11 protein-coding genes are annotated in these 12,335 nt (G+C 58.4%); 9 read left to right on the top strand and 2 right to left on the bottom strand.

Going from position 1 to position 12,335, the window contains the following annotated elements; genetic code table 11:
• Positions 1-2: 2 nt before the first annotated feature.
• Both CAK95_RS04920 and CAK95_RS04915 read right to left on the bottom strand, forming a co-directional pair.
• A complete protein-coding gene (locus CAK95_RS04920) occupies positions 3-836 on the bottom strand; it encodes an FAD binding domain-containing protein (protein WP_086086922.1) in 834 nt (277 codons plus the stop codon).
• Positions 837-1,071: 235 nt separating this feature from the next.
• A complete protein-coding gene (locus CAK95_RS04915) occupies positions 1,072-1,740 on the bottom strand; it encodes a TetR/AcrR family transcriptional regulator (protein ID WP_157699546.1) in 669 nt (222 codons plus the stop codon).
• A gap of 220 nt (positions 1,741-1,960) precedes the next feature.
• Here CAK95_RS04915 and CAK95_RS04910 point away from each other — a divergent pair, with 220 nt between their 5' ends.
• The 9 genes from CAK95_RS04910 (at position 1,961) to CAK95_RS04865 (ending at position 12,331) form a co-directional block, all read left to right on the top strand.
• Positions 1,961-2,707: a maleate cis-trans isomerase family protein gene (locus tag CAK95_RS04910; RefSeq protein ID WP_086086920.1), complete on the top strand. Its 747-nt coding sequence runs from the start codon at positions 1,961-1,963 to the stop codon at positions 2,705-2,707.
• Positions 2,708-2,972: 265 nt separating this feature from the next.
• Positions 2,973-3,440 (top strand): RidA family protein, encoded by a 468-nt coding sequence (locus CAK95_RS04905; RefSeq protein ID WP_086086919.1) that lies wholly within the window; start codon positions 2,973-2,975, stop codon positions 3,438-3,440.
• A 116-nt stretch (positions 3,441-3,556) separates the two neighbouring features.
• Positions 3,557-4,687: an ABC transporter substrate-binding protein gene (locus CAK95_RS04900; protein WP_086086918.1), complete on the top strand. Its 1,131-nt coding sequence runs from the start codon at positions 3,557-3,559 to the stop codon at positions 4,685-4,687.
• A 4-nt stretch (positions 4,688-4,691) separates the two neighbouring features.
• The gene (locus CAK95_RS04895; RefSeq protein ID WP_086086917.1) at positions 4,692-5,474 is read left to right on the top strand and encodes an ABC transporter ATP-binding protein; all 783 of its coding nucleotides are present in this window, start codon (positions 4,692-4,694) and stop codon (positions 5,472-5,474) included.
• A 28-nt stretch (positions 5,475-5,502) separates the two neighbouring features.
• On the top strand, positions 5,503-6,333 hold the full coding sequence (locus tag CAK95_RS04890) for an ABC transporter permease (RefSeq protein ID WP_086086916.1): 831 nt from the start codon (positions 5,503-5,505) through the stop codon (positions 6,331-6,333).
• A 3-nt stretch (positions 6,334-6,336) separates the two neighbouring features.
• Positions 6,337-7,065: an isochorismatase family protein gene (locus tag CAK95_RS04885; protein ID WP_086086915.1), complete on the top strand. Its 729-nt coding sequence runs from the start codon at positions 6,337-6,339 to the stop codon at positions 7,063-7,065.
• A gap of 867 nt (positions 7,066-7,932) precedes the next feature.
• Positions 7,933-8,673, top strand: coding sequence for a sigma-70 family RNA polymerase sigma factor (locus CAK95_RS04875; protein WP_086086914.1), 741 nt, complete (start codon positions 7,933-7,935; stop codon positions 8,671-8,673).
• A 160-nt stretch (positions 8,674-8,833) separates the two neighbouring features.
• Positions 8,834-9,724 (top strand): FecR family protein, encoded by an 891-nt coding sequence (locus CAK95_RS04870; protein WP_183044370.1) that lies wholly within the window; start codon positions 8,834-8,836, stop codon positions 9,722-9,724.
• 213 nt (positions 9,725-9,937) lie between these two features.
• Positions 9,938-12,331, top strand: coding sequence for a TonB-dependent receptor (locus CAK95_RS04865; protein WP_183044371.1), 2,394 nt, complete (start codon positions 9,938-9,940; stop codon positions 12,329-12,331).
• The last annotated feature ends 4 nt before the right edge of the window (positions 12,332-12,335 follow it).

The raw sequence follows: 12,335 nt of genomic DNA, 5'->3' as shown, positions 1-12,335 counted from the left end.
GATCAGGCCCCTAGCCGCACCAGCAAGCGCCGTGTCAGCACGTCGATCATGCGAAGACGGTAGCGGCTGCTCGCGAAGCCATCCGTGAGCGGCTCCGGCAATGCTTCAACGACCCTTTGCGCGATCGTGGCCGCCCGCATTCCCAGTGACAACTGGCTTAATTCTTCCGTGGGCACTGTAACGACCCGCGAGCGCGCATACGCGCCACCAATGGCCACTCGCAAATCCGTGACGTTTCCCGACGCGATTTTCGCACCGGCATAGACGGAAACGTGCGGATGCAGGCTACGGTCGGCAACAAGGCGCATCGACGAGGCCGGGATCACGACATTGACCAGCAGCGCATTGCCGCCGGGCAGATCATTCAACGAAACGCTTCGCAATCCGGACGTTGCCTCAGCGACGGTGGCCGTCGCGCCAAGCGCAAGCAGCGCGGGCATGGCATCGTAATGGGGTAACGCCGACACAAGGTTACCGCCGATTGTTCCGGTCAGACGGACGCGCGGATTGGCGATCTCTCGCCAGAGCTTCGCAATGTCAGGAAGCCTCTCTGCGACAAGAGAATCTTCGGCCATAGCCGCATGGGTGGTCAGCGCACCCACCGTGATCGAACCGCCGCTGTCTTTTATTCCCTTCAGATCGGGAATACCCGAGAGCGACACAATGGTATCGAAAACATGCCCGCTCTTCATACGGTCGATCAGGTCGAGACCGCCGGCCATCAACGCTGCGCGCTTGCCTTCCGACAGATAAGGCAGGCACTCGCCGATGCCCGCCGGTCGGACGATATCGAACGGCGCGATATGCTTCCGGGATCGCAGGCCGATCAGCACCATCCACCTCCCCTGCAGATCATTGCAGATCGCACCGCGGCTGCATTTTTTGGTTTTTCACGCCACCTATCTTGCAAGTGATGTGCCAGCGAAACCTTATAACGCGATCCAGCCAGCCCGGAAGACATGCCCTCGCCATACGCAATTGCATCGCCTTGTCCGCGTTATCGATCATGCGGACATTGGAGGCGACAGTCTGGTGGTTCCGGCGGCACGTTCCGAGCGTGCAGCCGGAGCATCACGATGTCAGCCCGCTGGTCAGGTATGCTTTCAGCATTTCACTGGCGTGCCGCCGCCGTTCGTTGCGCCAGCGCCCGGCCGACAGATTGGCGCTGAAAAGATGCGACAGCGTCGGGCCATTGGAGATGTGGAAATAGCTCATCGCCACCATGCTGACATAGAGCTGCAAGGGGTCGATGCCGCGGCGGAACACCCCTTCCGCTTCACCGCGACGGAGCGCCTCCTTCATCGCGACCAGCAATGGCGAGGACAACGACGAGACCCGAACCGAGCGGGACAGGTGTCTTCCGCCAAGAAGATTTTCGTTGATCAGGATCCGGATGAACAGCGGGTTTGATGCAAAATGTTCATAGGTGAAGTCGAACAGCTTCATCATCGCTGGAAGCGGCGCCAGGCTCTTCAGGTTCAGCTTCTGCTCCTTGAGTCTGATCCGCTCGAACACCTTTTCCAGAACGCAGAGGTAAAGATCGTTCTTGCTGCCGAAATAATGATAGAGCATCCGCATGTTGGCGTCGGCGCGCTGCGCAATCGCGTCGATGCGGGCGCCGGCATAGCCATGTTCGGCGAACTCTGAAATCGCCGCCTCCAGAATACGATCCGATGTGGCGGCCGCGTCGCGGGGCCGGCGTTCCGATTGCTTTGCTGAAGCATTGCCATTTCGCTGCAAGACGGACCTTGGGCGCGGAGCCGTTGGCAGTGTGACGGCTTTCCTAATATGCCCCGTCCCCATTGCCGGAACAGCATTTTTGTCTCGTACCGACAATGCCTTATCCTCACTATTCACACTCTTCATATTGGCGGCACCGGACTTGCACAGCCTTCGCGAGTTTCTCCGAGGCCTTGCAAGGTGTTGGCCTTGCAAGGCTGTTGCCACAACGGACGTGCTGATGACTGACAGACTGGGTTATCGTCTCAAGATCGGAATTGTCGTTCCCTCCACCAATACGACCGTTCAGCCGGAAACGGATTCTATGCGCCCCGTTGGGGTGACCAACCATATCGGGCGCATTCACATCCCGGACCTACCGCTGAGCAACGACACCGAATTCGAGGCGATGGTCGATGCCATCGGGCCGGACCTGTTTTCCTGCGTCGATCGCGTCATGTCCTGCAAGCCGGATCACCTCATCATGGCGATGTCGATCCCGACGTTCTGGGGCGGCAAGGCCGGCAGCGAAAAGCTGCTTGCGAAGCTGCAGGATCGCGCGGGCGTTCCGGTGACCATGGGCTCGGATGCGTGCATTCAGGCGCTGAAATGCTTTGAAAGTGTCCGCAAAATAGGAATTCTGACACCATATCAGCCGATCGGCGATGCGCACGTTGCCCAATACTTCGAAGACTACGCGTACAAGGTCGCCACAGTTCACAGCCTCAAGCGCCCGAGCGAGGTTCAGATCGCCCACGCGACCGAAGCTGACATTCGCGACGGGTTGAAAGTTCTCGCATCATCGGGTGTCGATGCCATCGTTCAAGCCGGTACCGATCTTGCGGTTGTCGATATCGCCGAGGAAGCCGAACGATGGCTTGGCATTCCTGTGATCGCCATTAACGCGGCGACCTATTGGACGGCACTCCGGCGTTGCGGCATTGCGGACCGCATGAACGGGCATGGCTCGCTTCTCGCCGAACATTGACAAGCGTGCACTCTGCTTATGACTCGATCAATCGTCGCAATTTCCGCCGATCAAGCAGGCAAAGACGCAGTTTTGAGCCTCAGCAGGGCGGACAGGATCGACCTCTGGCCTTGCATGGTGATCCGTAAATCCTTCGCAGTCAGAAAGGCTTAATGGAAATGCACGCGCTCAAACCGGCACGTTCTCTCTGGCCAATAAGTAAGCAGATTATGCATACCGTTACGATGTCTCGTCGCGTTGCGATGCCAACGCCGGGAATATCGTGATGACAGGTATCGTCGCACAAAGACTTGCCACGCTTGGGCTGACGATACCGCCGGTGCCGCAACCGCGCGGATCGTTCAAACCCTATTCCCGCTCGGGCTCGCTTGTGTTCCTTGCCGGCCAGATCTGCGAGTGGAATGGCGAGGTTCGTTACGCAGGCCAGGTTGGAGAAACGATCGATCTTGCGACCGCTCAGAAAGCCGCTGAGCTTTGCGCGCTCAACCTCTTGGCTTCGCTCAGTCTTGTGCTCGATGGCGACCTGGATCGCGTTGTCTGCTGCCACCGCCTGGGCGGCTTTGCGCTGGCAAAACCCGATTATCCGGACGTGCCCAAAGTCATCAACGGAGCCTCCGATTTGATGCTCGCATTGTTTGGCGAAAATGGCCGCCATGCCAGAACGTCTGTCGGTGTCGCCAATCTTCCCGCCAATGCGAGCGTGGAAGTGGACGGCATTTTCGAAGTGTCGTGACGCGACCAAAAAAGCCACGTGCCTTGCATTTTACTTGGCACGTTTCTGGCTAGGTCTGCGGAAGCACAAGTAAGCACCTTCTGCATAACCAAGATGCAATTGCGAGGACCCGAACCATGCCAGACGAGATGCACCGTTCGAATGCTGCCGGATCAAAGCCTTTCTCGCGTCGCAGTCTTTTGAAAGCCGCCGCAGCGCTGCCCGTCGCAGCCGCAGCCGGAGGTCTTGCGATGCCAGCCATCGCGCAAGGCGCGAAAACGGTGAAGCTCACATTGCCTTGGCTGGCGAATGGCTCGTCGCTGTTCACCTTTGTCGCGAAGAACCAAGGTTATTTCAAAAAGCGCGGCATCGATATTGCGATCAGCCGCGGATTCGGTTCGGTCGCTGCTGCGCAGGCGGTTGGTGCCGGCGAATTCGATTACGGCTTCATCTTTGCCGGCGGCACGATCCTCGGTGCGGCGCGCGGCCTTCCACTCGTTGCCATGGCAACGCTGGGCTACGACTCGACCATGGGCATGGTGGTCCGCGCCGACAGCCCGATCAAAGCGCCGAAGGATCTCGAGGGCAAGAAGATCGGTACCGTCTCGACATCGGCCGAAGCACCCTATTGGCCAGCTTATGTGCGCAAGACTGGTATCGATCCTTCGGGCGTTTCAATGGTGCAGATGGATGCCCGCGTGGTCGAGCAGAGCGTCGTGAACAAACAGGTCGACGCCATCACCGCGATCGCGACATCGAGCATTCCGGTCATGCTGGCGATGAAAGAGCCGCCCCGCTTCATGCCATGGAACGCCGCCGGCGTTTCGCTTTATTCGGGCCAGGTGGTGACGACGCAGGCCAATCTCGCCAAGGACAAGGAATTGTCGCGCGCGGTCACGGAAGCGCTGACCGAGGGCTTGGCGTTCGCGCTGAAGGATCCCGAAGCCGGCATCGACATCTTCATGAAGGAAGTGCCGGAATTGGCCGTCACCAAAGGCGGCAAGGAAAACGCAAAAATCTCTCAGGCGATGATGCATTACACCGTCATGTCGAAAGAAGCACAGACGCATTCGATCGGCTTCACCGATATGGCGAAGGCCGCGGAGATGGTGGATCTGGTGATGGAATTCGGCGCCCCCAAAGACGCCAAGAAGCCGGACGCCTCCACCCTGTTCACCAACGCTTTCGCCGGTGCCGTCAAGTTGACGCCCGCGGAATGGGACAACGTCAAGAAGAACGTTGCCGAATACGCGGCCATTCTCGGTTGAGGTCATGTCTGCGCCATTCAACGCCATTACAGCGGACCGGCTGCGCAAGATCTATGAAACGCCGTCGGGCGCCGTCGAGGCCGTGGCCGAAGCAAGCTTCGACATTGCCCGCGGCGATTTCGTCTCCATTCTCGGTCCTTCCGGTTGCGGCAAGAGCACGTTGATGCTGATGCTGGCAGGACTCGAGCCTGCGACATCCGGCGTTGCGACACTGGACGGCATGGAGGTGTCAGGACCGCAGACCGAAGCCGGCATGATGTTTCAGGACCCAACGCTTCTGCCCTGGCGAAGCGTGCTGGATAACGTCCTGTTCCCGGTCGATATGTGCCGCACCATTACCTCCGAGGACAAGACCCGCGCCGAAACGCTGTTGCGGATGGTCGACCTTTGGAATTTTCGTGAAAAGCGGCCGCGCGAACTGTCCGGCGGCATGCGCCAGCGCGTCGCCCTGGCCCGCGCGCTGATCAACGATCCGCGCATCCTGTTGATGGACGAGCCGTTTAGCGCACTGGATGCCATCACGCGTGACGAAATGGGCCTAGCCCTTGCCCGCATCTGGGACAAGTCGCCGAAGACGGCGATCTTCATTACCCATTCGATCCGCGAGGCAATCTTTCTGTCGGATCGAATTCTGGTGATGGGTCGCCGTCCGTCGCGCATCATCGAAGACCTGCGTGTGCCGTTCGCGCGGCCGCGCGATCCTTCCGTCGAAGCCAGGCCGGAATTCAACGAGCTCTATCTTCACCTGAAGGACAAGATTCACCGGACGAATTCGCCGCTGCACTGACCTCGTCCGACGCCATGGGTTTCGTTGAATGACCGCCATCGACATGACCGAACAACCTGTCATCGAACACCCCGAAGCCAGGTCGGCGCGCTTCGATTTGCAGTCGTTCTACAAGCATGCGCGACTGTTGCTGCTTCCCCTCGTCACGGCGGCCATCATCATTGGCGCGTGGGAAGCGATCGTTCGCTTGAAGAACATCCCGGAAGTCCTGCTGCCGGCCCCATCCGTCATTGCGGTGCGCCTGATCGATACGCTGCCCTTCCTGCTGAAGCAGGCGGTGCCAACCACGCTGGAAACCATCGCCGGCTTCCTGATCTCGCTTGTCCTTGGCGTCGGCCTTGCGGTCCTTGTCTCCGCGTCACGGTTTGCGCGAGAGGCTCTTTATCCCAATATCGTCTTCTTCCAGCTCATTCCGAAAATCGCCCTCGCACCGCTCTTTATTGTCTGGCTCGGCATCGGCAGCGAATCCCGCGTAACCTTTTCCGTCTTCATTTCGTTTTTTCCCGTAGTCGTCGCGACCCTCACCGGCCTCACATCGGTCGATCGCGATCTTCTCCGCCTGTGCAAGGCGGTTGGCGCCACCGGCAGCAAGGTCTATACGCGCGTGCGCTTTCCTGCCGCCGTCCCGCACATCTTTGCCGGTCTGAAGATCGCCATCACCTTCGCCATGATTGGCGTCATCGTCGGCGAATTCATCACCGCGCAGGCCGGCCTTGGCTATATGATCCTGTTCGCCGCCTCGCAGGCTGAAATGCCACTCATTTTCGCATCGATCACACTGCTCTGCGTGATCGGTCTCGTTCTCTACGGACTTGTGGTTGCAGCCGAAGCCTTTGCCCTGAAGCGATATGGAGCGTGAAACATGAGCACATCCGCTAAATCGTCTGTGGGCGTTGGTCCGATCCATCTCGAGGCGGAGCCGGAAGCGATCGCCCTTGATCCTTCAACGACCGCCCTTGTGGTTGTCGACATGCAGAACGCCTATCTCTCCAAGGGTGGATATCTGGACCGCGTCGGCTTCGATGTCAGCACCAGCGCTCCCGTCATCGAAACATCGGCGCGCGTTCTCGCTGCCGCACGCGAGGTCGGATTATTCGTGGTCCATCTCCAGAACGGCTTCGACGCCTTGCAGACCGAAGCCGGTGGCCCGACCGCGCCGGTCTGGCACAAATCGAACGCGCTGAAATACATGCGTGCAAATCCCTCCGCACGCGGTCAGCTCATCACCTATGGCACCTGGGACTACGAGATCGTCGATGCGCTGAAGCCGATCAGCGGCGAGGCTGTGGTGCCGAAGGCTCGCTACAGCGGCTTTGCCGGCACCAATCTCGAACAGCTTTTGCGCGCCCGCGGCATCACAACATTGCTGCTGGTTGGTGTGAACACCAATGTCTGCGTGGAATCGACATTGCGTGACGCCTACCATCGCGAATTCTTTGCGGTGATGGTGCCCGATGCCACATTGCAGGCCGGCTCCGATTCGATTTTTGAAGCGAGCGTTTTCAACGTCCAGAAGTTCTTCGGCTGGACAGCACGGAGCGATGCCGTCGTGCGGGCGTTTACGGGAGCGGCGAAACTGTCGGCGGCCTGAGCGCTACTGCCCCCCTTCATGTTCCGCGATAAAATCAAGAACGGCGGCATTGAATGCCGCCGTATTCGTCTCCGATGCGCAGTGTCCGCCCTTGTGCAGTTCGACAAGCTTTGCGCCGGGGATCTCCCGGCTGAAGTGTGGCGGAGTGAGAATGTCGTCTTTTGCGCAGCATGCCTTGCGCGCGCTTAAGCCTCTCGCGCACGATATATTCGGAAAATGAGACGCCTTCCAGTTCGAATAGCCTGTGTAGGTGGCTTGGGCTCATCGTGTGTCGCGCGGAACCGTTTGAGGCACGAATTGATCACAAAGGTCGGGATATCTGCTGTGGCCGGACGTCGTGTTGATCGATGGAAAAGAGCAGCCGTGGGCCTTTGGAATGTTAGAGCACGTCAGGCGGACCCTCGAATCGATTTAACGTTTCTACAGTTCGCAGGGCGGTCCATTTTTGGTAAGCTCCGTCGCCGCCTTCGGATCGCGTATCCGCTTTTTACCGTAAAACTTCTCGATCATCTCGACCGAGGTGCCCATGTTAGCCGCTAGCTGAAAGACGCTGACGCCCTCCGACAATCTCATCGTGGCGTAGGTGTGCCGGAGCGAGTAGGGGACCCGCTTCTTCCCGCCAGATCCATACAGAACGCCAGCCTTTTTCAGGGGCCTGCTGGAAGTTGTTCTTGATCTTGAATGGCTCTCCTTGGATGCTAAAGCGGCGTTTCACCCGGTAAAGTTGGTCTATTGATCTCTAGCTGTCGGTGCTGCTGAAGGCCAGGGCGCAGCTCCGATAAGAAGAAGCTCTTCGAAAATGATCGCACTGCTCGACGGGAGCTGTTGACCGGGCTGCCAAGATGCGTTCGGTTTCGAAGTCGGAAAATGGCCGAAGTGGTCCCGTCCGGGCCACTTTATTTCAACTCACTCGAAATTCATCTGTCAGACCATGTCCGCCTTGATCCAAAGCAGTCATTTACGAGCATGTCGGCTGCAATTTCGAACAATTCTGATCTTTCTCAGTCCGACGAGCTGGGAATTGTGCCGAAAACTTGCGGCGTGTATCGTCATCTTGCGGTTTCTGCGCATCGGCCGCCAGCGCATATCAGGTCAGTTTTGTCGATGACTCAGGATCGCTCCAATATCCGGTCATTTTATCTTCGGCAGCGTGAGGCTCTCGTTCGGTTCCTGACACAGCGAACCCGCGATCCGGCGTTAGCGGAGGATCTTGCGCAAGAGACATGGATTCGCGTCAGCCAGGCCGGGGGCGCTGTGGCGATTGAAAATCCGCAGGCCTATCTCTTTCGCATTGCCAGTAATCTCGTTACCGACCACACCCGTGCGGTGGCGCGCCGGCGGCTGACGCGCGGTGAAATCGATGAGATTTTGCAAATTCCTGAAGATGAACCGGACCCCGAAAAAATCACGATCGACCGATCCGAATTGCAGCGCGTTCTTGGCTTGCTTCAGGACTTGCCGGACCGTCAACGCCAGATTCTTCTGATGAGTCGATTAGAAAGGTTGCCGCACCACGCCATCGCTCGCCAGTTCGGCATTTCGACGCGGACGGTGGAGTTTGAGCTCACCCGCGCGCTGACAGCCTGCCGGCCCAGTCCAAAAAAGTAACGGCTCCCGATTCGGGATTGGGCATTTGGAATCGTCATAATAAAAGTTGCATCCCGGCGGCGCTTTTCAGCCGCATCACTTGTCATTCCTCGGATCGATGCCTTCAAACAATAAAAACGAGCATGATCGGGTCGATCAAGGCAGGCTGGAGCAGGAGGCCGTGGCCTGGATTCTCAAATTGACCTCTGGCGATGCCACGGAAGCCGATCGCGACGCTTTCCTGCGATGGCGTGCGCGTGGGCCTGAATACGAGGGCGCCGCTCTCGATGCCATGCGGGTGTGGCAACATGTGGGGACAGCGGCAGCCATATCCCGAAGACGCTCTCGCATTCCAAGCCGCAGATTGGTCCTGCAGGGAGGAGCGGTCGCGGCCTCGGTGGCTGGACTGGCTTTTGCGGGGTCGAAGCTCGGTTTTCTTCCTACGATACAGGATGCTTTCGCCGACTACAGGACACTTGCTGGCGAGCAACGCCGTCTCACGTTTCCTCATATCACCGTCGAACTGAATACGCGCAGTGGTTTGTCGCTTGAGACTGCGAAGGGCGAAGGTCATCTGAGGCTGGTCAGTGGCGAGGCGGCTTTCACAGCGCGTTCGCGTGCAGGACCGATTTTGTCGCTGTCGGCTCGTCAGGCTGTTGTGACGGCCAGCAATGCTGTCTTTGTCGTCCGTCTTGATGAAAACAGGACGGTGGTGTCGTGTCTCGAAGGAAGCCTGGATCTCCTCATGCCAGAGACCGGCCAAATCAAGGCGGGGCAGCAAGCCTTGTGTGAGAATGGACATGTCGCGACCAAGGCGATAGCCGACATGGAAGCTGTTTCCGGCTGGCGTAAGGGGCAGTTGCTCTTCCGGGATGAGCCGCTGGCAAAGGTCGCTGACGAATTGAACCGGTACAAAAAGGGTCTCGTGGTGGTTGTCGATAAGGCGGCAGCGCAACGGCGTGTCACCGGTGTGTTCCACCTCAGCCGCATCGATGAAGCGCTGGATCACATCGGCAATGCCTTAGGCCTGCCAGTCCGGCATTTGTCGCCGTTCTTCACCTTGATCGGCTGACGGCCGGCTTCGTCAGCCGCCTCTTCGTATTCTTGAATTCGTCTAATCTTCTGAATTCGGATTCGGACTCATTGTTGCCATGTCGTCTTCATCTCCGGGGGCTGCATTCTGCGGCCGGTTTGGGGTTGAGCGGCTATGACGAAAGTGGAATGCGCACAAGAGCTTTGCGGAAAAGCACCGGGGGCTTTGTGCTCATGGCTCCGTTGGCGAGCGATGGCTTGTGGCAGTACGCTCGCGATCGCTGCGGTTTTCGGTGCGCTGAATGCGGAAACGGCATGGGCGCAGAGGGCCGAGCCAGGCCAGCGATCGGCATCCGTTGCCTTTAATATTGCTGCGCAGCCGCTGGATTCGGCCTTGGCTCAGTTTGGCGCCGTCACTGGAATTCAGGTCGTTTACGATAGCAATCTCAGCCGCTCCATTCGCTCCAATCCCGTCAAAGGGACAATGTCGCCGCAGGCCGCACTCGACCGCATGCTCTGGTCGAGCGGATTGTCGCCGAGGTTCACCGGCGGCCAGACCGTGACGTTGACCCGCAGCGGCGGGGCAGGTGCCATGGCGCAGGCGACACCCTCGGGCGCGATCGCTCTCGACGAAATCACCGTGCAGGGAGAGAAGGTTGCGCGCGACTATTTCCGAACCTACACAAGCGTCGGCGTCGTCACCGGTCAGCAGATCAGCGACTACAACATTCCCGATCTGCAGCGTTCGTTCGATATGCTTGCCAACGTGCGCCAGTTCAGGACAGGCGACAGCAGTAATGGCTTTGTCATCCGCGGCCTGAATTCCGAAGGTGTGACAGCACCATCAGGTAGTTCGGCGCCGCTTGTTTCGGTTATCATCGACGGCGCGATCCAAAGCACTGAGGCAACCCGGCGCGGTGCTCGCGGAATCTGGGACGTCGAACAGATCGAGGTGCTGCGCGGTCCGCAATCCACGATCCAGGGGCGCAACGCGCTTGCCGGCGCGGTGGTCATCAAGACCAACGACCCCACCTACAAGCCCGGCGTCATCGTCGAGGGGCAGGCTGGCGGTAGCGACTATCACATGGGAGCCTTCGTTGTGAATACGCCGCTGGTTCAGGACCAGATGGCGCTGCGCATCGCCGGTCAGACCATACGGCAGAGTAACAATATCAATTATTCTAACCCGGCATACAATGTGCTCGGTGAGGATCAGCTCGATCAGATCCGCGCCAAGTTGCTGATCACGCCTTCGGCGATGCCGGGATTGCGTGCTCTGTTCACGGTCAATCGCACACTCGACAATCCGATGCAGACCACAGTGACGGGACCGGACTTTTTCGCGCGACAATACAATGCGGCCTTTTCACAGTTTCCGGAGCTTCGTACTGCCGCGGTCAACAATTACATTGCTGACATCTCATACGAGTTTTCGCCGGGCTTGAAAGTGCAGTCGATCACGGCGCTGGCGGACACAAAAGTGCGGATCAGCGGGCCGAACGAGCCAATCTGGTTCCGCGATGACAGGCGCAACGTTGAGGATTTTTCCCAGGATCTGCGTTTCTCATTCGACCAGCCCGATTCGCCATTGAGTGGCGTTGTTGGCCTGTTTGCGGGGCGCTTCAAAACTCAAAGCGAATCTTTCGCGACAACCAGCCTCGCTCCTTTCTTTCCGATTCAGGACGCCACCTTCAACTTCAATGATACGTCGATAGCGGCCTATGCCGACCTTCGTTATCGTGTCTGGGATAAATGGACCCTGCTGGCAGGCGGACGCTTGCTGCGCGACAAATCCGAAAGAAATTTCGCTGGTATGGCTTGGGACCCCTTCAGCGGTACCCCGCCGACGTCGCTGAACGAGGTTTCCGAATCCAGCAACACTGAATTTCTTCCGAAAATCGGTCTCGCCTATGACCTGACAACGAACCAGACCCTCGCCGGAACGGTGACCAAAGGCTACCGGAAAGGATTCTCGGAGGTGCCGGTCGGCACAACCATCATCAATCAGGTCGATCCGGAATTCATGTGGGCCTACGAATTGGCCTACCGTTCGAAATGGTGGGGTGACCGGCTGCAGCTCAATGCCAATGTCTTCTACTACGACTACAAGGATCAGCAGCTGGCTGTGGAGATTCCCGGTTGGACTGGGCAAAGTATGACTCAGAATGTCGGTAAGTCCCATCTCTATGGCGGCGAACTTGAGGTGCGTGTGCGCCCGGTTGACGAATTGACGTTGTTTGCATCGGTCGGTCTGCTCAAAACCAAATTCGATGAAGCGACCACATTCGATGGGGGAACGCTCCAGAATTACGCAGGCAATGAATTTCCGGAAGCGCCCAGCGTGACGGTCTCGGCCGGCGGCATCTGGAAGCATCAGTCCGGTATGTTTGTCAGCGCTGATGTGTCTTACACCGATGGCTATTTCAGCCCGCGCGATCTGTCGAACAACCCGCTGCGCTATGTGGACTCGTACACCCTGGTCAATGCACAGATCGGATACGAGACCAAGAATGGAACGCTGGCGATCTTTGCTCGGAACCTGTTCGACGAGCAATATCTCACAAGCATTTCCACGCCAGGGCTGAGCGGCTCAGCGGCCATCGGCGATGGGCGTGTGGTCGGTGTGAGAGGTCAGCTGCGCTTCTAGTGCG

This window comes from Pseudorhodoplanes sinuspersici (genome assembly GCF_002119765.1).
In the GTDB taxonomy this organism is placed as follows: domain Bacteria; phylum Pseudomonadota; class Alphaproteobacteria; order Rhizobiales; family Xanthobacteraceae; genus Pseudorhodoplanes; species Pseudorhodoplanes sinuspersici.
The sequence above is the reverse complement of the archived record's forward strand: the minus strand, read 5'-3'. Positions and strand labels throughout refer to the sequence as shown.